At 71.8% G+C, this 23,085-nt stretch carries 19 protein-coding genes and 1 pseudogene; 16 read left to right on the forward strand and 4 right to left on the reverse strand.

Annotated features, from left to right (window positions below; genetic code table 11):
• The 3 genes and pseudogenes from IG84_RS0121150 to bioD all read left to right on the forward strand — a co-directional run.
• Window positions 1-469 (forward strand): annotated as a pseudogene (locus IG84_RS0121150) (biotin synthase BioB); the annotation flags it as partial.
• Window positions 462-1,766: an adenosylmethionine--8-amino-7-oxononanoate transaminase gene (locus tag IG84_RS0121155; protein WP_031059434.1), complete on the forward strand. Its 1,305-nt coding sequence runs from the start codon at window positions 462-464 to the stop codon at window positions 1,764-1,766. The pseudogene IG84_RS0121150 and the gene IG84_RS0121155, both read left to right, overlap by 8 nt.
• Window positions 1,767-1,782: 16 nt before the next feature.
• On the forward strand, window positions 1,783-2,475 hold the full coding sequence (gene bioD / locus IG84_RS0121160) for a dethiobiotin synthase (protein WP_031059436.1): 693 nt from the start codon (window positions 1,783-1,785) through the stop codon (window positions 2,473-2,475).
• A gap of 57 nt (window positions 2,476-2,532) precedes the next feature.
• On the opposite strand, the gene IG84_RS0121165 is transcribed toward bioD, so the two are convergent.
• On the reverse strand, window positions 2,533-3,783 hold the full coding sequence (locus tag IG84_RS0121165; RefSeq protein WP_031059445.1) for an MFS transporter: 1,251 nt from the start codon (window positions 3,781-3,783) through the stop codon (window positions 2,533-2,535).
• A 393-nt stretch (window positions 3,784-4,176) separates the two neighbouring features.
• Here IG84_RS0121165 and IG84_RS0121170 point away from each other — a divergent pair, with 393 nt between their 5' ends.
• Complete coding sequence (locus IG84_RS0121170; RefSeq protein WP_031059447.1) at window positions 4,177-4,851, forward strand: class I SAM-dependent methyltransferase; 675 nt, start codon at window positions 4,177-4,179, stop codon at window positions 4,849-4,851.
• 895 nt (window positions 4,852-5,746) lie between these two features.
• On the opposite strand, the gene IG84_RS0121180 is transcribed toward IG84_RS0121170, so the two are convergent.
• Window positions 5,747-6,682, reverse strand: a complete 936-nt coding sequence (locus IG84_RS0121180) for a LysR family transcriptional regulator (protein ID WP_051862130.1) — start codon at window positions 6,680-6,682, stop codon at window positions 5,747-5,749.
• A gap of 47 nt (window positions 6,683-6,729) precedes the next feature.
• Complete coding sequence (locus tag IG84_RS0121185) at window positions 6,730-8,163, reverse strand: purine-cytosine permease family protein (protein ID WP_063761828.1); 1,434 nt, start codon at window positions 8,161-8,163, stop codon at window positions 6,730-6,732.
• 149 nt (window positions 8,164-8,312) lie between these two features.
• Between IG84_RS0121185 and IG84_RS0121190 the strand changes: the two genes are divergently transcribed.
• The 6 genes from IG84_RS0121190 (at window position 8,313) to IG84_RS0121215 (ending at window position 13,694) form a co-directional block, all read left to right on the forward strand.
• Entirely contained in the window at window positions 8,313-9,221 is a 909-nt protein-coding gene (locus IG84_RS0121190; protein WP_031059453.1) for a LysR family transcriptional regulator, read from the forward strand.
• A gap of 124 nt (window positions 9,222-9,345) precedes the next feature.
• Window positions 9,346-9,876 (forward strand): flavin reductase family protein, encoded by a 531-nt coding sequence (locus IG84_RS0121195; RefSeq protein WP_031059455.1) that lies wholly within the window; start codon window positions 9,346-9,348, stop codon window positions 9,874-9,876.
• 47 nt (window positions 9,877-9,923) lie between these two features.
• The gene (locus IG84_RS0121200; RefSeq protein WP_031059457.1) at window positions 9,924-11,396 is read left to right on the forward strand and encodes a 4-hydroxyphenylacetate 3-hydroxylase family protein; all 1,473 of its coding nucleotides are present in this window, start codon (window positions 9,924-9,926) and stop codon (window positions 11,394-11,396) included.
• Complete coding sequence (locus tag IG84_RS0121205; RefSeq protein WP_037800701.1) at window positions 11,393-11,851, forward strand: RidA family protein; 459 nt, start codon at window positions 11,393-11,395, stop codon at window positions 11,849-11,851. Before IG84_RS0121200 ends, IG84_RS0121205 begins: the two co-directional genes overlap by 4 nt.
• Entirely contained in the window at window positions 11,848-12,528 is a 681-nt protein-coding gene (locus tag IG84_RS0121210; RefSeq protein WP_031059461.1) for a DUF1028 domain-containing protein, read from the forward strand. Before IG84_RS0121205 ends, IG84_RS0121210 begins: the two co-directional genes overlap by 4 nt.
• Window positions 12,525-13,694, forward strand: a complete 1,170-nt coding sequence (locus IG84_RS0121215; RefSeq protein ID WP_037800702.1) for a M20 family metallopeptidase — start codon at window positions 12,525-12,527, stop codon at window positions 13,692-13,694. The genes IG84_RS0121210 and IG84_RS0121215 overlap by 4 nt, the downstream gene beginning before the upstream one ends.
• Here the strand turns inward: IG84_RS0121215 and IG84_RS0121220 are convergent.
• Window positions 13,672-14,274: a TetR/AcrR family transcriptional regulator gene (locus IG84_RS0121220; RefSeq protein ID WP_037800703.1), complete on the reverse strand. Its 603-nt coding sequence runs from the start codon at window positions 14,272-14,274 to the stop codon at window positions 13,672-13,674. The genes IG84_RS0121215 and IG84_RS0121220 overlap by 23 nt on opposite strands.
• Window positions 14,275-14,397: 123 nt before the next feature.
• Here IG84_RS0121220 and IG84_RS0121225 point away from each other — a divergent pair, with 123 nt between their 5' ends.
• From IG84_RS0121225 to phnA, 6 genes are all read left to right on the forward strand, one after another.
• The gene (locus tag IG84_RS0121225) at window positions 14,398-15,828 is read left to right on the forward strand and encodes a purine-cytosine permease family protein (RefSeq protein WP_037800704.1); all 1,431 of its coding nucleotides are present in this window, start codon (window positions 14,398-14,400) and stop codon (window positions 15,826-15,828) included.
• A 26-nt stretch (window positions 15,829-15,854) separates the two neighbouring features.
• Window positions 15,855-17,342, forward strand: a complete 1,488-nt coding sequence (locus IG84_RS0121230; RefSeq protein ID WP_031059467.1) for an aldehyde dehydrogenase — start codon at window positions 15,855-15,857, stop codon at window positions 17,340-17,342.
• On the forward strand, window positions 17,339-18,658 hold the full coding sequence (locus IG84_RS0121235) for an ArgE/DapE family deacylase (RefSeq protein ID WP_031059469.1): 1,320 nt from the start codon (window positions 17,339-17,341) through the stop codon (window positions 18,656-18,658). Before IG84_RS0121230 ends, IG84_RS0121235 begins: the two co-directional genes overlap by 4 nt.
• A 10-nt stretch (window positions 18,659-18,668) precedes the next feature.
• Window positions 18,669-20,012: an aminotransferase family protein gene (locus IG84_RS0121240; protein ID WP_031059470.1), complete on the forward strand. Its 1,344-nt coding sequence runs from the start codon at window positions 18,669-18,671 to the stop codon at window positions 20,010-20,012.
• A 73-nt stretch (window positions 20,013-20,085) separates the two neighbouring features.
• On the forward strand, window positions 20,086-21,567 hold the full coding sequence (locus IG84_RS0121245; RefSeq protein WP_245659477.1) for an APC family permease: 1,482 nt from the start codon (window positions 20,086-20,088) through the stop codon (window positions 21,565-21,567).
• A 171-nt stretch (window positions 21,568-21,738) separates the two neighbouring features.
• The gene (gene phnA / locus IG84_RS0121250; RefSeq protein ID WP_031059474.1) at window positions 21,739-23,019 is read left to right on the forward strand and encodes a phosphonoacetate hydrolase; all 1,281 of its coding nucleotides are present in this window, start codon (window positions 21,739-21,741) and stop codon (window positions 23,017-23,019) included.
• Window positions 23,020-23,085: the final 66 nt, after the last annotated feature.

Below are 23,085 nucleotides of genomic sequence, written 5' to 3' on the forward strand. Positions count from 1 at the left end.
GGTCTTCTCGCTGCGCGAGCTGGACCCCGACTCCGTACCGGTCAACTTCCTGATCCCCTTCGAGGGCACCCCGCTGGCCAAGGAGTGGAACCTCACCCCCCAGCGCGCCCTGCGCATCCTCGCCATGGTCCGCTTCGTCTGCCCCGACGTCGAGGTACGCCTCGCCGGCGGCCGCGAGGTGCACCTGCGCACCCTGCAGCCCCTCGCGCTGCACCTGGCCAACTCCATCTTCCTCGGCGACTACCTCACCAGTGAGGGCCAGGCCGGCAAGGACGACCTGGCGGGCGGCGGCTGCGCGCCGTGCGGTGACGCCGGGGCCGAGCCGGCCGCCGCCGAACCCGTCGCAGCCCAGCCCGAGCCGGTCGCCGCCGGTGCGGTGGCCGACGCGCCGGACGCCGACGGTGCCCGTACGGACCTGGTCGCGGTGCGCCGCCGCGGCGCCGGTACCGACCTGCCGCCCAATGCCTGAGCCGATGGACGTGCACGACCTGCTGGCACTGGACCGGCAGCATGTGTGGCACCCGTACGGCCCGATGCCCGGCAAGGACGACCCGCTGGTGATCGAGTCCGCGGCCGGGGTCCGGCTGCGGACCGCCGAGCCGGTCCAGGGCCACACCGAGCTGGTCGACGGCATGTCGTCCTGGTGGTCGGCGATCCACGGCTACAACCACCCGGTACTGAACGAGGCCGCACGCGGCCAGTTGGACCGGATGAGCCATGTGATGTTCGGCGGGCTCACCCACGAGCCCGCCGTCCGGCTCGCCCAGCGGCTCGCCGACATCTCGCCGGGCGACCTGGAGCACGTCTTCCTGTGCGACTCCGGGTCCGTCTCCGTCGAGGTCGCGGCCAAGATGTGCCTGCAGTACTGGCGGTCGCTCGGCCGCCCGGCCAAGCAGCGGCTGCTGACCTGGCGCGGCGGTTACCACGGTGACACCTGGCAGCCGATGTCGGTGTGCGACCCGGACGGCGGCATGCACGAACTGTGGTCCGGGGTGCTGACCCGGCAGGTGTTCGCCGACGCACCGCCGGGCGGATTCGACGCGCCGGTGGACGAGGCGTACGCCGACCACCTGCGGGAGATGATCGCCCGGCACGCCGACGAGCTGGCCGCGGTCATCGTGGAGCCGGTCGTGCAGGGCGCGGGCGGCATGCGCTTCCACTCCCCCGGCTATCTGCGGGTGCTGCGGGAGGCGTGCGACGCGCACGACGTGCTGCTCGTCCTCGACGAGATCGCGACGGGTTTCGGCCGGACCGGCGAGCTGTTCGCGGCCGGGCACGCGGGTGTCGTACCGGACGTGATGTGCGTCGGCAAGGCGCTGACCGGCGGCTATCTGACCATGGCGGCCACGCTGTGCACGCCGCGGGTGGCGGACGGGATCTCCCGGGGCGAGGTGCCGGTGCTCGCGCACGGGCCGACGTTCATGGCCAACCCACTGGCCGCCGCGGTCGCAGGCGCCTCGCTGGACGTCCTGCTCGCGCAGGACTGGCGGCAGGAAATCAAGCGGATCGAGACCGGCCTGCGGGACGGACTGGCACAGGCCCGCACGATTCCGGGCGTTCGGGACGTACGGGTACTGGGAGCCATCGGCGTCGTCCAGCTCGACCGCCCGATCGACATGACGGCCGCGACGCGGGCCGCCGTCGGGGAGGGCGTGTGGCTGCGGCCGTTCCGCGATCTGATCTACACGATGCCGCCGTACATCACCGGCGACGAGGACATCGCCCGTATCTGCGCCGCGGTGTGCGCCGCCGCGCGCGAGGGCTGAGGAGGAACGCGTAGATATGTCGGTGCTGTTCATCACGGGCACGGGCACGGAGATCGGCAAGACGGTCACCACCGCCGCGATCGCCGCCGCCGAGCTTGCCGACGGCCGGTCGGTCGCGGTGCTCAAGCCCGCGCAGACCGGCGTGGCGGCGGGCGAGCCGGGCGATGTGGCGGAGGTCGCGCGGCTCGCGGGCTCCGGCGTCACCACCGCCGAACTCGCCCGGTACCCCGAGCCGCTGGCGCCCGCGACCGCGGCGCGGCGGGCCGGGCTGCCGCCGGTACGCCCGTACGAGATCGCCGAGGCGGCGGGCAAGCTGGCCACCGAGCACGACGTGGTGCTGGTGGAGGGCGCGGGCGGGCTGCTGGTCCGCTTCGACGAGACCGGCGCGACGCTGGCCGACGCGGCGAAGGCGCTCGGCGCGCCGATGCTGATGGTGGCGCAGGCGGGACTCGGCACGCTCAACGCCACGGCGCTCACGGCGCTGGCGCTGCGTACGGCGGGGATCGAGACGCCCGGCGTCGTCATCGGAAGCTGGCCCGCGGAGCCGGATCTGGCGTCGCGCTGCAACATTGAGGATCTGCCGGAGTCGGCGGGGGCACCGCTGCTGGGACTCGTACCGGCCGGGTCCGGGGCATTGCCGCCGACCCGTTTCCGGGCGCAGGCGTCGTCCTGGCTGGCGCCGCGGCTCGGCGGCACCTGGCAGAACTAGCGGTACGACGAAGGGGGCACCGGCTGTGAGCCGGTGCCCCCTTCGCCTACGCGGGGATCAGTCGAGCGCCGCGCCCTTCCGTTCCGGGATCAGCAGCATCGCGGCCATGTCCAGGACGTAGATGACGGCCAGCAGGGCGATCGCCTTCTGGAAGCCGTACGCGCCGGCGACGAGGGCGACGACGAGCGGGGCGAGGCCGCCGATGCCGCGGCCGACGTTGAAGAGGACGTTCTGCGCGGTGGCGCGCGCGTGCGTCGGGTACAGCTCGGCGATGAGCGCGCCGTAGCCGCCGGTCATGCCGTTCACGAACGCCCCCATGACCGCGCCGCCGATGAGGAGCGCGGTGGGCGTGGAGAGCGTGGCGTACGCGAGGACCGTGACGACCGAGCCGGCCTGGAAGATCCAGAAGGTGGGGCGGCGGCCGATGCGGTCGGCGAGATGGCCGAAGGCGAGGATGCCGCAGGCCATGCCGAGGACGGTGACGGCGGTCCAGGCGCCGGACTTGGTGAGGCTGTAGCCGAACTGCTGGGAGAGGTAGCTCGGCAGCCAGGTCATGATGCCGTAGTAGCCGAAGTTCTGTACCGAGGTCAGGACGAGGACGCCGAGGGTGGCGCGGCGCGCGGCGGGGGTGGCGACCAGGGAGCGCAGCGGCGCGGTGGCCGGGCGCTCGGCGGTCTTCGCGGCAGTGAACGCGGCGGGCTCGTGCATGGTGCGGCGGAAGAGGAAAGCCGCGACCGCGGGCAGCACGCCGAGGGCGAAGAGCGCGCGCCAGCCCCAGGCGTTGATGACCGGCGCGGAGAGCAGGGCGGCGGCGAGGACGCCGGTCTGCCAGCCGAGGCCGACGTAGGAGGTGCCGCGGGCGCGCTTGCGGCTCGGGAACGCCTCGGCGGCCAGCGCCATGCCGATGCCGAATTCGCCGCCGATGCCCATGCCGGCGAGGAAGCGGGAGGCGGCGAGCTGGGGGAAGTCCTGGGCGATCGCCGTGACGCCGGTGAAGACGGCGAAGAGAATGATCGACCAGGTCAGGACGCGGATGCGGCCGAGGCGGTCGGAGAGTACGCCGAAGAGGAGCCCGCCGGCGACGCAGCCGATGAGGGTGATGGTGGTGAGCGAGCCGGCCTGGGCGGAGCTCAGGTCCAGCCCCGCGGTGATCGCGGAGAGCGCGAAGCTGAGGATGAGGAGGTCGAAGCCCTCCAGGCCGTAGCCGACGGCGGAGGCGAGTACCGCCTTGCGGGCGTAGGCGTCGGTGGTGGCCTCCGGTACGCCTGGGTGGGCGTCCTCGACCGCTGGCGCGGGGTGGTTGGGCATGCGTCCTGCTCTGTCGTGCGTACGGGTGGTGCTGGGCGTACGTCGGATTGTCAGTGGGGGGCGGTAGCTTCGGGAGGTGTGTGGCGGAGGTGGGGGAGGGACCTCGTCACCGGTCTCCCGGAGGACGGTCTCCTCGTGGGGAGAGGGAGGGGCCCTGCCAGGAATCACGAAGCGGGCCGCCACCTGAAGCAGCCCGACACCCGACGCGACCGAGCCGACTCGCCATTCTAGAACCCGCCGATCGCTGTCAGGTACACGCGGTACCGATCACTCCCGGATGCACGCGGCCCATCGCTCTCACGTACGGCTACCGCCGGTACCGGCGACGGACCGGCGCCCCGGCGGCACAATCGGAGCGGGAGTCGCCGTCGTGCCGTACGGGAAGGGCGAGACATGTCGCTGCGCAACAGAGGACACCGGACCGCCGTGCACCATCCCCTCTTCGCCCGCGCTTACGCGCGGCTCGGGCCGCTCGCCGACGAGCACGCCGGTGTGCGGCCGCTCCGGCGCGAGCTGCTGGCGGGACTGTCGGGGCGGGTCATCGAGATCGGCGCGGGCGGTGGGCTGAACTTCGCGCACTATCCGGGGGCGGTCTCGGAGGTGGTGGCGATCGAGCCGGAGGCGACGCTGCGGCAGGCGGCGCGTACGGAAGCGGTGCGGTCCGAGGTGCCCGTGGATGTGGTGCCGGGGGTCGCCGAGGCGCTGCCGGTGAAGAGCGAGGCGTTCGACGCCGGGGTGGTGGCGCTGGTGCTCTGCTCAGTACGGGACGTGGAGCGGGCGCTGGCGGAGTTGCGGCGGGTGCTGCGGCCGGGCGCCGAGCTGCGGTTCCTGGAGCATGTACGGGCCGAGGGGCGCGGGCTGCGCGCGGTGCAGCGGGCGGCGGACCGTACGGTGTGGCCGCTGCTGAACGGCGGCTGTCACACGGGCCGGGACACGGTGGCCGCGCTGCGCACCGCCGGGTTCGCCGTGGAGTCGCACCGGCGGCTGCGGGTGCCGCCGCGCGGCATCACCCTGCCGACCTCACCGATGGTGCTGGGCACGGCGCGGCGTCCGGAGACGGCGGGTTGAGCAGTACGCCGTCTCCGGACGCCGGCCGCGTCCGCGGATCGGTCAGCGGCGCTCGCCGGCCACGCCGGTGCTCCGCGCCGGGACGCTTCGTATGCTCGCGCACGGCACCTGTGACCGCAGGTGCTTGCTGCCGCGCTGTACTGCCAGTGCGTCGGTGGCACGGACCCGTGCCACCGAACCGCGCTGGAAGACCAGCACGACGGCCGGCGCTCCCACCGCCCGCACATCCGCTCTAACGGACTGGACTTGCCGCCAACGGCCCTGAAGGAGTACCAGGTCGCCCTGCCTCACCTGCAGCGCCCTCACCGCACCATCACAGCCCACATTTCTTGGCCCACCCCATCTGTCGTGGCGGGACCACTCGGTGCGCCCCCTCCCCAGGGGCGGACTTCGGTCCTGCCGTGATTGGTCCGGTAACTCTGGCGGCTCGTTCGCTTCTGCGCACACTCCGATCCGGTCACATTGCCGACCCTTGGGTATACGCGCGTTGCGTGACCATATGCGTTTGCTCATGCGGGGTGGACTGCCAAGTGCAGGGCACTTGGGTGGCACTGGGTGTCACATGCCGCCCGAGCAGCAGCTGCGCTCCGTCCGGCCAGCGAAAAGTGCAATATTGCATCCGCACGGCCGGGTGCATGGATGCACTTGTACGCGGGCGCGCGCCCCTGTGATGGCAGCGCGTGCCACCCCGATCACGCGCCGCTACGAGCCGGTCACCGGCCTGCTGACCTCGGCCGGAGCTCAGCCGCTGCGGAACCCTCCCGAACCGCCTCCCGTACGGCACTTGGGCTGATCACAGGCCGTGCGGGCGCAAACGCCCACGGAAGGCGGAAGGCACGGGGTGACGGCCGGATAAGGGTGGTGAGTGGCGTACGACACTGTCTCCGAGCGGCCGTTACTCGTCCGTACCGTGGGTTTCCGGGCCGGGCAACTCCCCTGGCCAGTGACGCAGTTCACGCAGAAGGGTGAGGAAGGCACGTTCCGCCGGGGAGAGCAGGCGGTCCCTGCGGTGTACCAGGCTGACCGGCCGGGGCTCCGGCGCGGGCACGACCGGCAGTACGGCCAGCCGGCCGGCCCGTACGTCCTCCCCCACCGCGTGCTCGGAGATCAGCGCGAGGCCCAGCCCGGCGGCCACGCACTGCTTCACCGCCTCCGGGCCCCAGATGTCCGCGCGCGGCACATCCTCCAGCGCCCAGTCGGCCAGCACCTGTTCCTGCAGGCTGCGGGTCTGCGAGCCGGGCTCGCGGAGCAGGAACCGCGCGCCGGCCAGCTCGGCGGGCGTCACCTCGGCGGCGCCCGCGAGCCGGTGGCCGGGGGCCGCGACCAGTACGAGCCGCTCGTCCAGCACGGTTTCCACGACGAGCCGGTCGCCGTGCGGGCTGCCGGCCACCACCGCGATCCCGATGCCGCCGCCCAGCAACTGCTCCTGCACCGCCTCGCCGTTGCCCACGAAGATGTCGCACTCGATGGCGGGGTGCCGCTCCCGGTACCGGGCCAGCAGCGCGGGCAGCAGGTACGTGCCGACGGTCGTCGAGCCGCCGACCAGCAGCCGGCCGGTGGCCAGCCCGCTGACCTGCTGCACGGCCGCGACCGCCTCCTCGGCGAGCAGGAAGACGCGCTTGCCGTACTCGGCGAGCACCTCGCCCTCGGCGGTCGGCCGGGCGCGGGTCCCGGAGCGGTCCACGAGCGTGACGCGCAGCGACTGTTCGAGCTTGCGCACCTGGTTGGAGACCGAGGGCTGGCTCATGTAGAGCTTCTGCGCGGCGGCGGAGAAGCCCTGGTGCTCGACGACCTGCATGAAGATCCACAGCCGGTGGAGGTTGAGTTCCATGGCACCCCCAGGGGCTTGCGGAGATCGGCTTCCGGGCGGGCGGCAGCCTAACTCTCCGGCTGCCCGCCGGACAGGGCCACGACCACGTCGTCCGTACCGCCCACCTCCACGGCCCCCTCCCCCGCACCGTGCCGCGCGCGGGCCCACAGGTAGTACAGCGGTGCGGTGACGATGAGCCCGACCAGCCAGGACAGATCGGCGCCGCCGAGGCGTGCGGCGAGCGGTCCGGTGTAGAGGTCGGTGGCGAGGAAGGGGATCTGTACGACGATGCCGAGGGCGTACGAGCCGAGCGCGACCGGGTTGAAGCGCCCGTAGCGGCCGCCGTCCGGGGCGAAGAGGGCATCGAAGTCGTAGCGGCCGCGGTGCAGCAGATAGAAGTCGATGAGGTTGATCGCGGTCCAGGGCACGAGGACGACCAGCAGGACGAGGACGAGATTGACGAAGTGGGTGACGAAGTCGCTGGAGAGGCCGAGGGCGATGATCAGGGCCGCGGCCAGGACCAGCGCCGAGACCGCGCCGCGAGCGGCCACGCGCGGCTGCCAGCGGGCCCGGAAGGTCTGCCCGATGGTGATCATCGAGAGCACCGCGCCGTAGAGGTTGAGCGCGTTGTGGTTGATCACGCTGAAGAGGAAGAGCAGCAGCAGTACCGGGCCGAACGCGCCGGCCGCGTCGTGGAATCCGGCGACCGCGTCCGGGTCGGGGCTGACCAGCGCGACGACCGTACCGGCGAGGAAGGGCAGCGCGGAGCCGAGGCAGGAGCCCCAGTAGGTGGCCCAGAAGGTGCTCGCGGTGCGGACCGTGCGCGGCAGGTAGCGCGAGTAGTCCGAGACGTACGGGGCGAACGCCAGCTGCCACAGGGCGCTGAGCGAGACGGTGGCGAGCCAGCCGGCGAAGGTGAAGGAGCCGCGGGTGAGGAAGTCGTCGGGCAGGCCGCGGGCGACGACCGTCGCGAGGCCGGCGAGGACGCCGAGGCCGAGGACGACGGTGGCGATCTTGTTGAGGTGGTGGATCAGGCGGTAGCCGATCAGGCAGATCGCCGCCGAGCCGGCCGCGCCCAGCAGGATGCCCGCGTCGACCGGGACGGCGGGCGCGAGGCCGTGCAGCGACTTGCCCGCCAGGACGATGTTGGAGGCGAAGAACCCCACGTACATCGCGGCGGCGACGACCACGATGAGCAGTGCGCCCACGGAGCCGAACTGCGCCCGGCTCTGGATCATCTGCGGCACGCCGAGCTGCGGCCCCTGCGCAGAGTGCAGCGCCATGAAGATGCCGCCGACGAGCTGGCCGACGACGATGGCGAGGACCGCGGAGACGAAGGACTGGTGGAAGACCTGGACGCCCATCGCGCCGGTGACCAGCGGCAACGGCGCGATGTTGGTCCCGAACCACATGGTGAAGAGGTCGCGGACCCTGCCGTGCCGTTCGGTTTCGGGGACGTGGTCGATGGTGTGCTTTTCGAGCGCTTCCGAGGGTTCGGGCACGGGCGTCTCCTCGCCTCACGTGGGATGGCAGGGAGTCTCGGGGAGCCCCGTTGATCCGGTCAATCAGAGAAATCCGTGCTCCTCCATCTGATGAACCGATGCAGTGGAGATGGCAGGATCCCGTCATCACCACGCACAGGAGCTGCCCCATGCCCAAGGACGCGAACTTCACCCTCGTACAGCTGCGGTACTTCCTGGCCGCGGCGGAGCTCGGCAGCATGACCGCGGCGGCCCAGCGGATCAATGTCTCGCAGTCGGCGATCTCGACCGCGGTGACGCATCTGGAGCGGGAGCTCGGGGTGCAGTTGCTGATCCGGCGGCATGCGAAGGGCCTGTCGCTGACCCGGGCCGGCGAGCGCTTCCTGCACGAGCTGCGCGGCTTCCTCACGCATGCCGAGGATCTGACGGAGGCGGCGCGCAGCCTCGGTACGGAGCTGGTGGGTGAGCTGGCGGTGGGCTGTTTCCAGACGCTGGCGCCGTTCTGTCTGCCGCGGCTGCTGCGGGAGTTCGGGCAGGCGCATCCCGCGGTGCGGGTGCAGGTCACCGAGGGCGACATCCGGGCGGTGCAGGAGGACCTGCGCAGCGGGACGTGCGAGCTGGCGCTCCTGTACGACCTGGGGCTGGACCCGGACATCGAGCGGGAGGTGCTGGCGGTGGCGCCGCCGTACGCGCTGGTGCCGCCGGACCATCCGCTGGCGGGGGCCGGTTCGGTGCGGCTGGCGGAGCTGGCGGCGGAGCCGATGATCCTGCTGGATCTGCCGCTGAGCCGGGACTACTTCCGCTCGCTGTTCCTGAAGGCGGGGGTGGAGCCGAGGGTGCGGCACCGCAGTACGAGTTACGAGACGGTGCGCGCGATGGTGGCGGCGGGCCACGGCTTCGCGATCCTCAACCAGCGGCCGGTGCACGACGCGACGTACGACGGCGGGCGGGCGGTGGCGCTGCGGCTGACGGATCCGCTGCCCGCCCTGCCGGTGGTGCTGGCGCGGCTCGCGGGCATCCGTCCGACGGGCCGCGCCCAGGCGTTCGCGGCCGTGTGCCGGGCGGCGCTGGGGACGTGACCTGCCCCGAAGCCCTGTATCTGTAAAACCGATGCAGTAGGTCGAAAAGCTCTGCTTTACGGATGCAGAGCGGCGCGCCCATAGTCATGTCTCAGCAGAGCCCGCACGCCTCGGGAGGCTGATGATGACCCTCACTCTGGACGACGCCGTGGATCCGCGGACGCTGCGCGCGGACTTCGTCGCGGCGATGGGGAATGCCGCCACCGGCGTCACCGTGGTCGCCACCGATGGAGCGGCCGGCCGCTTCGCGCAGACGGTCAGCGCGATGAGCTCGGTGTCCGCCGATCCGCCGTCGCTGCTGGTGTGTGTCAACCGGCGCAGCCCGCTCGCGGACGCCGCCGTGCGCAACGGCGTCTTCTCCGTGAATGTCCTCGCCGTGGACCAGGCCCATGTCTCGGACGTGTTCGCGGGCCGGCCCGCCGGCGGCGAATCCCCGTACGAGCCGTACGACTTCGGCTGCGCGCGCTGGCTGCCGTTGAGCACCGGCGCGCCCACCCTGGCCGGCGCCGCGGCGGTCTTCGACTGCCGCCTGGCCACCGGCCACGAGCACGGTACGCACCGCATTCTGGTGGGCGAGGTGCTCGCCTCGTCCGTCACCGACGCGCGGCCGCTGGTCCACCACGCCCGTGCGTACGGCGCGCCCCGCCCCCTCTGACCCGCCTCGTTCCATCAACGCTGCCACTCACACCGAGGAGCACCCGCATGATCCGTACCGGGGAGCAGTACCGGGAGTCGATCCGCGACGGCCGGGAGGTGTGGATCAACGGCGAGAAGGTCGCCGACGTCACCGCACACCCCGCCTTCAAGCCGCTGGTCGACATCCGGTCCCGTATCTACGACATGGCCCACGAGCCGGACACCCGCGAGGTCATGACGTACACCGACCCGGACACCGGTGAGGTCAATGCGATCCAGCAGAAGCCGCCGCGGACGCGGGAGGACTGGGACGCCAAGCGGGCGGCAACGGACGCCGTGCTGACGGACGTTGGCGGGGTCGTCACCCGCGTCGGTGACGAGACGATCGGTGAGGTGTGGTCGCTGATCGACGGCCAGGACGTACTGGACGCGATCAACCCGGCCTACAGCGACAACGTCAAGCACCACATCGACAAGGCGTGCTTCGGCGACCCGTTCCATGTGTCGGCCAACACCGATCCCAAGGGCGACCGTTCCAAGCGCCCGCAGGACCAGGACCCGGACATGCTGCTGCATGTCGTGAAGGAGACGGACCGCGGGATCGTGGTGCGCGGCGCGAAGTACGAGACCGCGGCGGCCTACTCCAACCAGGCGTTCACCAAGCCGACGATCGCCAACTGGGGTGACTCCGAACTCTCGGACTACGCCCTGGGGTTCATGCTCGACATGGGCTCGCCAGGCCTGAAGTACATCTGCCGCACCGGCTTCGCGGGCCGCGCGCCCGCCGAGGACTACCCGCTCGCCAACCGCTTCGACGAGGTGGACACCCTCGTCGTCTTCGACGACGTCGAGATCCCCTGGGAGAACGTGCTGTTCTACCGGGACACCAAGGCGGCCACCTTCATCCGCGCGACCCTGCACCGCTACAGCGCGTACGCCTTCACCCAGCGCAATCTGCGGCTCGCGGACCTGATGATCGGCGCGGCGCTGTGGAACGTGAAACAGACCGGGCTGGAGAAGCAGCAGGCCGTGCAGGAGAAGCTGGCGACGCTCGCGTGTTACCGGGAGGGCATCAACGCGCACCTCACGGCGGCGGTGGCGATGGCGGAGCCGAGCCCGGGAGGGCTGCTGATGCCCCATCAGTCGCTGCTCTACACCGGGCGTGTGCTGGCCTGTTCGCAGTTGCACGAGATGATGCACATCGCGCGGGAGCTGTGCGGCGGGCAGATCTGCATCACGCCCGACAAGGCGTCCTTCGACCATCCGGACACCGCTCCCTGGCTGGAGAAGTTCTACTCGGTCAATGAGCACTGGGTCGCCGAGGACCGCCGCAAGCTCCTCGCGTACGCCCGTGACCTGCTGAACTCCGACTACGCGGGGCACCGGCTCACCTTCCAGCTCTTCGCGCAGTCACCGCCGTTCGCGCACCTCGGCGCGGTGTACCGGAACTTCGACTGGGACGGCCCGCTGGACCTGGTGAAGGACGCGGCCGGACTGTCGGACAACGTACTCGGCACGCTGGGAAGGAAGGCCAAGTGACCACGCACGACCGCATCCGCTGTTTCAACACGGCGGACACCTATCCCGAGCAGGACCTCTCCAACGATCTGGCGCAGGCGGTGGTCGCCGAGGGCACGGTCTATCTGCGCGGCCAGATCGGGCAGGACCTGGACACCCGCGAGAACGTCGGGGTGGGCGATGTCGCCGCGCAGGCCGAGCGGGCGATGGCCAACATCGACATGCTGCTGCGGGAGTGCGGCAGCCGGCTCGACGAGATCGTGAAGATCACCGTCTATCTGACGGACATCCGGTTCCGCGAGCCGGTCTACCGTGTCATGGGCCGCTGGCTGAAGGGCGTGCACTATGTCTCGACGGGGCTGGTGGTCTCGGCGCTGGCCCGGCCCGAGTGGCTGGTGGAGATCGACGCGACGGCGGTGATCCCGCAGGAGCGGCGGGCCGAGGCCGCGGCGCTCAGGGCGGAGGCGAGCCGATGACGTTCTCGCTGGCCGCACGTTGTCCCCGTACCGGGGAATTCGGCGTCGTGGTGTCCTCGTCCTCGCCTGCAGTGGCCGCGCGTTGTGCGTATGTACGGGCCGGGGTCGGCGCCGCCTGCTCTCAGAACGTGACGGACCCCCGGCTGGGCCCCGAGCTGTTGGACGCGCTGGCGGACGGGGCCGACGCGGAGACCGCGGTGGCGCGCCTCACCCAGGCCGTACGGCACGTGGACTGGCGGCAGTTGACGGCCGTCGGGGTTTCCGGCGAGCCCGCCGCTTACTCCGGTGACCGCACGCTCGGGGTGCACGCGCAGGCCGTCGGCGCGGACGCGGTCGCGGCGGGCAATCTGCTCGCCGATCCAGGCGTGCCGGCCGCGATGCTGGCCGCCTTCGCCGCCGATCCGGCGGCTCCACTGGCCCAGCGTCTGGTTGACGCACTGTCAGCAGGGGCCGCGGCGGGCGGCGAGGCCGGTCCGGTGCACTCGGCGGGACTGCTGGTCAGCGGGCAGGTGCCGTGGCCGGTGACCGATCTGCGGGTGGACTGGACGGACGGCGATCCGATCGAGGAGTTGGCGACATTGTGGAAGCGGTGGGAGCCGCAGGCGGCGGACTACGTACGCCGCGCGTTGGATCCTGCGGCGGCTCCCGGGTACGGCGTACCGGGTGATCCCGAGTGAACGGTACCGATACGGCTGTACGGGACGCCGTCGCCGGTTCCTCGGATGACCTGCTCGCCCTCAGCCACCGCATCCACGCCCACCCTGAAGTCGCCTGGGAGGAGGAGCGGGCCGCCGGCTGGACAGCGGACGCCCTCTCCGACCTGGGCTATCGGGCCACTCCCGGGATCTGTGACCTGCCCACCGCCTTCTCCGCGACGATCGGCTCCGGGCCGCTGCACCTCGCGCTCTGCGCGGAGTACGACGCGCTGCCGGGGCTCGGCCACGCCTGCGGGCACAACATCATCGCGGCCTCGGCGGTGGGGGCCGCGGCCGGGCTGGCCCGGGTCGCCGACGATCTCGGGCTGACCGTGACGGTGCTGGGCACGCCGGCCGAGGAGGGCGGCGGTGGGAAGATCCTGATGCTGGAGCGGGGTGCCTTCGCCGGGGTGCACGCGGCGATGATGGTGCACCCGGGCCCGGTGGACGTCGCGGAGGCGGAGCCGTACGCGGTGGCGCATCTGCGGATCGACTACGAGGGCAAGGCCGCGCACGCCGCGGCCTATCCGGAGCAGGGCCGCAACGCCGCGGACGCGTTCACCGTCGCGCAGGTGGCGATCGGCCTGCTCCGTCAGCAACTCCCCCACTCCGTCAGGGTGCACGGGATGCTGACGCGCGGCGGCGAGGCGCCGAACGCGATCCCCGAGCGGACGAGCGGGCGGTGGTATGTGCGGGCCGGTTCGCTGGAGGAGCTGGAGGCCGTGCGGCCGCGCGTCGAGCGGTGTTTCGAGGCGGGGGCGCTGGCGGCCGACTGCGAGCTGTCGGTGGCGCACGAGAGCCCGCCGTACGCGGAGTTCCGTACGGACAACGAGATGCTCGGGCTGTACCGGGCCCGTGCGGAGGCGGTTGGGCGGAAGTTCACGTCGCCGGGCGCGCCCGAGGCGCGGATGAACCGGGCCTCGACCGACATGGGCAACGTCTCGCGGGTGCTGCCCGCGATCCATCCGTACATCGGCATCGGGTCGCTGCCCGCGGTCAATCACCAGAAGGAGTTCGCGGCGCACTGCGTCACGCCGGAGGCCGACCGCGCCGTGCTGGACGGCGCGACGGCCCTGGCGCTGACGGCGGTGTCGCTGGCGTCGGACCCCCGGCAGCGCGAGCGGCTCACAGCCGCCCGCACCCCGTGACCGTACGGGCGTAACGGAGGACCGCGTCGCGCGCCGCGGCGTGGTCCACCGCGGGGTTGCGGCTGAAGATGTGCAGGCCGTACCCGTCCTCCAGCGCGACCAGGTCGCGTGCCACGTCGGCCGGCGTCGCGGCGAGGGTGAAATCCCCCGCCGCGACGCCCAGTTCGAGCACGGTCGTGTAGAGCGCGACCTCGCGCGCGTACAGCGATGCCATCAAGGTGGCGTGCGGCCGGCTGCGGTCGGCGAGGCCATGCAGTTCATACAGCAGCTTGTGCACCCCGTCGTCACTGTCGCGCGGCAGGCCGCTCCCGGCCGCCACGCGCAGGCGCGCCACGGGGTCGGCGATGGTGTCCGTGCCGGCGTGCCGGTGCGCGAGATAGCGTTCCACGGCGGCCTGGTGCACCTCGAAGACCAGGTCGCCCAGCTCCGGGTAGTAGTAGAGCACCGAGCCCGCGGAGACCTCCGCCTCGGCCGCGATGTCCTTGATGCGCAGGCCCGCCAGGCCGCGCTCGGCGATCGCCCGGCCCGCGGCCTCGATGAGCGCCTCGCGCCGCGCGCCTTGATTCTTGGTCCTTGCCACGGCGTTGATTCCCCGTTTCTCAGTTCAACGAAAACATCATTCTCTGCGCAGTCCATTGACAGCGTAACGCGCCATAGTTTGAATCTCAGTTCAAAGAATCCCTCCCCCTCGCAAGGAGGCGGCGTGGCACGCGAAGCGAACGCCACCGTGGAGCGGCACACCATCGACGTCATCCCCGACGACGAGCGGCACGGCCGCACGCGTGACCTGTTCACCATCTGGTTCTCCTCCAACCTCGGCCCGCTCACGATGGTCACCGGCGCCCTCGCGCCCACCGTCTTCGGACTGTCCTTCGCGTGGAGCGTGCTCGCGCTGCTCGTCGGCCATCTCGGCGGCGGCTTCCTGATGGCGCTGCACTCGGCGCAGGGGCCGCAGCTCGGCGTGCCGCAGATGATCCAGAGCCGCGGCCAGTTCGGCAGCACCGGCGCGCTCGCCGTGGTCCTCGTCGTGGTCGTGATGTACCAGGGGTTCTTCGCCTCCAACCTGGTGCTCGGCGCGCAGTCGCTGGAGCAGGCACTGCCGGCCGTCCCCGTCGATGCCGGGATCGCGCTCGGTACGGCCGTCAGCCTCGTCGTCACCGTCGTCGGCTACCGCCTGATGCACGGCATCGGCCGGCTGACCACCTGGCTCTTCGGCACGGTCCAGCTCATCGGCGCCGCCTGGATCGCCTTCGGTGGGCTGCCGGCCGGGTTCCTGACCCGCGGCGGCTTCTCGCTCGGCGGCTTCCTCGGCATGGTCTCGGTGGGCGTGCTCTGGCAGATCGCGTACGCGCCCTATGTCTCGGACTACTCCCGCTACATGCCCGCCGACCGCGCCCAGGTCCGCTCCACGCTGTGGTGCACGTACTGGGGCAGCGTGCTCGGCAGCGTCCTGCCGATGCTGGTCGGCGTCGCCGTCGGCCTCGCGGTGGGCGGCGACGACCCCGTGGCCGCGCAGTCGCAACTGCTCGGCAGCCCGCTCGCGCAGATCACACTGTGGTCCTTCGCCGCCGTCACCATGCTCACCAACTCCATGAACCTCTACGGCGCGACGCTGTGCGTGGTCACCGCCGTGCAGACCTTCGCGCACCGCTGGCTGCCGGGCCCGGCCGTCCGCGCGCTGCTCTCACTCGCCCTCGGCGCGCTGTCCTTCGTGCTGGCCGCGGCCTTCGCCGACGCCTTCATGGCGAGCTATCTGAACCTGATCTACCTCCTGCAGTACGTCCTGATCCCCTGGACCGCCATCAACCTCGTCGACTTCTACCTCGTGCGGCACGGCACGTACGACGTGCCGTCCTTCTTCGCGCGGGACGGCGGGATCTACGGCCGCTGGAACGCCACGGCCCTGGGCGTCTACCTGCTCGGCATCCTGATCGAGGTGCCGTTCATGGCCCAGACGCTCTACACCGGGCCGCTCGCCCACGCCCTCGGCGACACCGACCTCGGCTGGCTCGCCGGGCTGCTCTTCACCACGCCGGTGTACCTGTACGCGGCGCGGCGGCGGGTACGGCGGGCCGCCGCGCGGGCCGCGTCCGGCGCAGCCGCCGCCCCTCCCCCGTACGCCGACACCCACTGACCTGCATCCACTGACCTGGAGCCGCCATGAGCACCCCCACGTACGACGACTGGCAGCAGCGTGCCTCCCACCTCCGGCCGGAGACACGGGCATTCATCGACGGCGCGTACGTCCATGCCGCCGACGGACGGACCTTCTCCGACGTCGATCCCGCCACCGGCAAGACCACCACCGAGGTCGCCCGCTGTGAGGCGGCGGACGTGGACTCGGCCGTGCGCGCGGCGCGTACCGCCTTCGAGGACGGCCGCTGGTCGCGGCTGGCCCCCGCCGAGCGCAAGCGCCGGCTGCTGAGGCTGGCCGAGCTGATCACCTCGGATGCGGAAACACTGGCCCTGCTGGACACCCTCGACATGGGCAAGCCCATCACCGAGACGCTGACCGTGGACGTGCCGGGCGCGGCCGGGTGCTTCGCGTGGCACGCGGAGGCCGTCGACAAGCTGTACGGCGAAGTGGCGCCGACCGCGCCGGGCAGTCTCGCGGTCGTGCGGCGCGCCCCGCTGGGCGTGGTGGGCGCGGTGGTGCCGTGGAACTTCCCGCTGGACATGGCGAGTTGGAAGCTCGCGCCCGCACTCGCCGCCGGCAACAGCGTCGTGCTCAAGCCCGCCGAGCAGTCACCGCTGTCCGCGCTGCGGCTCGCCCGGCTCGCCACAGAGGCCGGCATCCCGGACGGTGTACTGAACGTCGTCCCGGGCTTCGGCGAGGAGGCGGGGCAGGCGCTGGGCCGCCACCCGGATGTGGACGTGCTCGCCTTCACCGGCTCCACGGCCGTCGGCAAGCTCTTCCTCTCCTACGCCGCCGAGTCGAACCTCAAGCAGGTCTGGCCCGAGTGCGGCGGCAAGAGCCCCAACCTGGTCTTCGCCGACGCCGACCTGGAGGCCGCCGCGGAGAAGGCCGCCTGGGGCTTCCTGTACAACTCCGGGCAGGTCTGCTCCGCCAACACCCGTCTGCTGGTGGAGAGTTGCATCGCGGAGGAGTTCACCGCCCGGGTCGTCGCGCATGTACGGCAGTGGCGGCCCGGCGACCCGCTCGACCCGGCGACCGTGCTCGGCCCCCTGGTCGACGAGGCGCAGGCCAACCGCGTGCTGGGCGCGGTGCGGACCGCGCGTGCCGCGGGCGCGACGGTGGCCTGCGGTGGCACCCGGCCCGACCGGCCCGGCGCATACCTCGACCCGACCATGATGACCGGCCTGATCCCCGACGCGCCGCTGGCCCGCGAGGAGCTGTTCGGCCCGGTGCTGGCCGTGCTGCCGTTCGCGGACGAAGCGGCGGCCGTGCGCCTCGCCAATGACTCGCCGTACGGGCTGGCCGCCTCGGTGTGGACCCGGGACATCACACGGGCGCACCGCGTGAGTGACGCGCTGCACGCCGGGACGGTGTCGGTGAACACGGTGGACGCGCTCGACCCGGTGACGCCGTTCGGCGGCTTCAAGCAGTCCGGCTTCGGCCGGGACCTCTCGCTGCACTCCTTCGCGAAGTACACGGGGCTGAAGACGACATGGATCCAGTACGCATGACGCCACGTCAGGACGTTCAGGAAGAGATCGCGCGGCGGGCCGACGACCTGGTCGCGCTCACCACCGCCCTCGTCGGCTTCGATACGACCGTACGGGGGTCGGCCGGCGAGCCGGCGCGGGACGAGGCGGATCTGCAGGAGTTCCTGGCCGGGCGGCTGCGGGCCGCGGGCGCGACGGTGGACGTGTGGACGCCGAAGCCCGGGGACCTGCCGGAGTCGCCGCAGACCCCGCCGGGGCTGGGCTTCGACGGGCGGCCGCAGCTCGTGGCGCGCTTCCCCGGTACGGGAGGCGGCCGCAGCCTGCTCTTCAACGGGCACATCGATATCGTCTCCGCCGAGCCGCGCGCGGACTGGGCCTCCGACCCGTTCCGGGCCGAGGTGCGGGACGGGCGGCTGTACGGGCGCGGCACGTGCGACATGAAGGGCGGCATCGCGGCCGCGGTGGTCGCGGCGGAGGCGCTGGCCGCGCTCGGCATCCGGCTGCCCGGCGATCTGCTGATCAACACGGCGACCGACGAGGAGTGGAACGGCGCGGGCACGCTCGCCTCGGTCGGGTACGGGGTACGCGCCGACGCCGCCGTCGTGCCCGAGCCCACCGACCTGAACGTGGTCACCGCCCAGCGCGGCATCCTCGGCGGCACGGTCACGGTCGCGGGGCGGCCGGGGCACGCCGAGTTCCCGCCCGGCGACTGGCGGTCGGGCGGCGCGGTGAACGCCATCGAGAAGACGCTCCCGGTCCTCGACGCGCTGCGGGAGCTGCGTGAACGCTGGGCGGCCGACCCCGCGCACCGCCACCCGCTCCTCCCGCCGCCGTCCATCGTGCCCACGATGATCAAGGGCGGCGAGTGGTGGGTGACCTACCCCGCCTCCTGCGAGGTCTGCCTGGACGTCACGTATCTGCCGGTGCAGGCGGACGGGGGCGGCTGGGCGAGCCGGGTGCGTACGGAGATCGAGGACACGGTGCGTAAGGCCGTCGCGGACGGCGGCTGGCTGGCGGCGCATCCGCCGGACTTCGCCTGGGAGACCGAGCTGGCGCCCGCGGAGGTACCGGCGGACCACGCGCTGGCCGGAGCGCTCCGTGCGGCCGCCACCGGACTGGGCCGCGCCCCGCGCGTCGTCGGCGAGCCGTCCTGGACCGATGCCGCCACCCTCACCCGCTTCGGGAACACCCCGGCCGTCTGCCTGGGCCCCACCGCCACCCGCCCCGACGGTTCGCCGACCCTGCACACCGTCGACGAGTACATCGAGGTCAGCGACCTGGTTGCGACCGCGCAGACCCTCGCGCTGACCGCACTGACGATGACCACCGCAGTCTGAAGGAGACACCATGCATCACACCGAACTCGCCGCCGCCGACCGCGCCCGGATCATCCACCCGTACCTCCCCTCCTCCGTCGAGGAGCGGGTCGTGATGACCGAGGGCTCGGGCTGCCGGCTCACCGATGCCGAGGGGCGCTCGTACCTGGACGCCACCGGCGGGCTCTGGCTCGCGCAGATCGGGCACGGCCGCGAGGAGGTGGCGCGGGCGGCCGCCGAGCAGATGCAGAAACTGGAGTACTTCACCAGCTTCTGGGAGTTCTCCAACGACCGGGCGATCGAGCTGGCCACCCGGCTGACCTCGCTCGCGCCCGAAGGGCTGGGCCACGTGTACTTCACCTCCGGTGGTTCGGAGGGCAACGAGGCCGCGATCAAGATGGCGCGCTACTACCACCACCGGCGCGGCGAGTCCTCGCGGACCTGGATCCTCGCGCGGGACAAGGCGTACCACGGCATCGGCTACGGCGGCGGCTCGGCGACCGGCTTCCCGCTGTACCACGAGGGCTTCGCGCCGATGATGCCGCACGTCAGCCACCTGACGCCGCCGTGGCCGTACCGCACCGAGCTGTACGGCGGCGAGGACCCGTGCGACTTCCTGATCCGGGAGCTGGAGCAGCGGATCGCGGAGATCGGGCCCGGCAACATCGCCGCGATGATCGGTGAGCCGATCATGGGCGTGGGCGGGATGCTCGTACCTCCGGCGGACTACTGGCCGCGGGTGCGGGAGGTGCTGGACCGGCACGGCATCCTGCTCATCTTCGACGAGGTCGTGACGGCGTATGGGCGGGTCGGCGAGTGGTTCGCGGCCCAGCACTTCGGGGTCACGCCCGACATCATCGTCACCGCCAAGGGCATCACCTCCGGGTACACGCCGCTGGGCGCCCTGCTGGTCGGGGACCATGTGGCCGAGCAGCTGCTGCGCGAGCACGGCTTCCCGATGGGCTACACGTACAACGGTCACCCGGTCGCCGCGGCGGTGGCGCTGGCCAATCTCGACATCATCGAGCGGGAGGGGCTGCTGGCCCGCGCGGTGGAGACCGGCGGTGTGCTGCACGGCGAACTCCAGGCGCAGCTCGGCGACTTGCCGGTGGTCGGCGAGGTGCGGTCGGTGGGCATGATGCTGGCTGTCGAGCTGGTCGCGGACAAGGAGACGCGCGCGCCGCTGCCGGTGCGGCCCGAGCGGATGCCGCACGATGTGATCCGGCGCGAGACGGGCGTGATCGTACGGGACTCCGCGCACAGCATCGTGCTGTCCCCGCCGCTGGTCATGACGGAGGCGGAGGTGAAGGAGACGGTGACCGCGATGCGGTCGGTGCTGGAACGCACCACGCCCGCCGGAGAGATCCGGGACTGAGCCACTCCTCCGTAACCGGCCACGATGCAACCGGCCACGATGCAACCGGCCACGACTGGAAGGGCGCACTGCCGTGTCCGTACCACCCACCAGATCCGCACCCGCACCACCGCCCCCACCTCCTGAGACCGTCCCCCACCTGCACCGCAGCCTGCGCCGGTTCGACATCATGGCGATGGGTGTGGCGGCCGTCATCTCCTTCGACGTGCTGGGGCAGATCGCCAGCGGCGGGGGCGAGGCCGTCACCTGGATCGCCGTGATCGCGGCGGGCTTCCTGCTGCCGTACGCGCTGGTCTTCGCCGAGACGGGCGCGGCGTTCCCGCAGGAGGGCGGCCCGTACGTCTGGGTGAAGCTGGCCTTCGGGCGTACCACCGCGGCGCTCACCACGCTGTTCTACTGGGTCACCAATCCGGTGTGGCTCGGCGGTTCGCTGGTGTTCATCGCGGCGGAGTCCTGGGACGGCTTCGTCTCCCCGCTCGGCTCCGGGACGGTGGCGGACTACACCTTCAAGCTGCTGTTCATCTGGGCGGCGATCCTCACCGCGATCGTGTCGCTGCGCCGCGGCAAGTGGATCACAACGGCGGGCGCGGCGGCGAAGGTGCTGGCGCTCGCCGTCTTCTCCGGCACGGCCGTGGCGTACGGCGTCGAGCACGGCTTCCACGGCCTGGACCACGCCTCCTTCGCTCCCACCGCGGTCGGCTTCCTGGGCCTGGTGCCCGTGCTGCTCTTCGCGTACGTCGGCTTCGAGGCGCCGAACGCGGCGGGCGACGAGATGCACGATCCGCAGCGGGACGTCCCGGTCTCGATCGGCATCTCCGGGCTGATCGCCACGTGCTGTTACCTCCTCCCCGTGCTGGCGATCCTCTCGGCGGCACCGGCCGGGCAGGTGACCGGCATCGGCGGGTTCATGGACGCGGCGCGGCTGGTCTTCGCGGTGTACGGGGGCTGGAGCGGGCCGCTGCTGACCACGGCCGCCGTGCTGTTCGTCTTCGCGCTGCTCACCCAGGGCAGCGCGTGGATGATCGTCAGCGACCGGATGCAGGCGATGACGGCGGCCGACGGCGGGTTCTTCAGCCGCGGCCTCGGCGCGTTCCACGCCCGTCTCGGCACCCCGGTACGGATGAACCTGCTCTCCGGGATCACCGCGACGCTCTTCATGGTCGCCGCGATGCACCTGGCGTCCGGGGACGCCGCCGCGGTCTTCGGTGTCGTCCTGACGGTCGCGATCACCACGCTGCTGCTGTCGTACCTCGCGATAGTGCCGGCGCTGATCCGGCTGCGCCTGCGGCGTGCGGAGGTACCCCGCCCGTACGAGGTGCCGTTCGGCACCCGCGGCTTCGTGGTGTGCGCGTCGCTCGTGTACGCGTGGATCGTGCTGGGTTCCTGGGTGGCGCTGTTCCCCGGCACGCTGGAGCACCTCGTCGGTCTGCGGTACGACTTCGCCGACACCTGGGGCGTCTCCCGCGCCACCTTCGAGACCTTCACCCTGGGCACGGTCATCCTCCTGCTCGCCATCGGCGCGGCGGGGCTGTGGGGGCGGCGCGCGCGGGACTGACACGGGAGCGGCGGCCCCCGGCGACCCTCGGCCGGTCGCCGGGGGCCGCCGCGTCGGGCTATGAGCGGTATAGGGATTCCGGTGGTTCTGCCGGGGGCCCGGGCGGTGTTCCCTGGTGGGGCAGGGCGGCGCGACCGGCCGCCGACTTCGACCTCAGGGGTGGAACCGCACATGAAGGAAGCTGGTGCCGAGCGGCAGTCCGGGCCGCGGACCGAGCGGCTGACCGTGAATGGACGGGGCTACGCCTGGCCCGCCCGGCCCGTCGTCGTGGTGTGCATCGACGGCAGCGAGGACGCCTATCACGAGCGGGCCATCGCCGACGGCCGGATGCCGTTCCTGGAGCGGATGCTGCGGGACGGCAGCGATCTGCGCGCGGACTGCACGATGCCGTCCTTCACCAATCCCAACAATCTGTCGATCGCGACCGGGGTGCCGCCGTCGGTGCACGGGATCTGCGGGAACTACTTCTACGACCCGGCCGCCGACGCCGAGGTCATGATGAACGACCCCGAGCTGCTGCGGGCGCCGACGCTGTTCGCGGAGTTCTCGCAGGCCGGCGCCAAGGTCGCGGTGATCACCGCCAAGGACAAGCTGCGCCGGCTGCTGGGGAAGGGCCTGAAGGACGGCATCTGCTTCTCCGCCGAGAAGGCCGACCGGGTCACGCAGCAGGACAACGGCATCGAGAAGGTGCTGGAGCGGGTCGGCATGGAGCTGCCGCCGGTCTACAGCGCCGAGCTGAGCGAGCTGGTGATGGCGGCGGGCGTGGACGTGCTGGAGCGGGACCGCCCGGAGCTGACGTATCTGTCGCTGACGGACTACATCCAGCACAAGCACGCGCCCGGCTCCCCCGTCGCGAACGACTTCTACGCCATGCTGGACGGCTACTTCGCGCGGATCGACGCGCTGGGCGCCGTGCTGGTCGTCACCGCCGACCATGGGATGAACGCCAAGAGCGATGGCGACGGTGACGCTCAAGTGGTGTTTCTGCAGGATGAGTTGGACGCCCGGCTCGGAGCAGGCGCGGCGCGTGTCGTGCTGCCCATCACCGACCCGTACACGGTGCACCACGGCGCGCTCGGCTCGTACGCGACGGTGCACCTCCCGCCGGGCGCGGACACGGACGCACTCCGCGCCGCACTCGCAGGCGTCGAGGGCGTGTCCGAGGTGATGGGCCGGGAGCGGGCCCGTGTCCGCTTCGAGCTGCCGGGCGACCGGATCGGCGAGCTGGTCGTCATCGCCGAACGCAACACCGTACTGGGCACCACGCCCGCCCGGCACGACATCTCCGGGTTCAAGGAGCCGCTGCGCTCGCACGGCGGGCTGACCGAGCAGCGCGTGCCGTTCCTGGTGAACGCGCAGGTCGGACCGGTCCCCCAGGGCCACCGGCTGCGTAACTTCGACGGTTACTGGGTGGGCACGTCGGTGGCGGCGGGGGTGCCGCTCACCGACTGACGCACCGTCACACCGACCCCCTCCTCCGGACAGCACTACTCATACGGACGCACCACCCGGCCCCGG

Source organism: Streptomyces ochraceiscleroticus (genome assembly GCF_000720485.1).
Lineage (GTDB): Bacteria > Actinomycetota > Actinomycetes > Streptomycetales > Streptomycetaceae > Streptomyces > Streptomyces ochraceiscleroticus.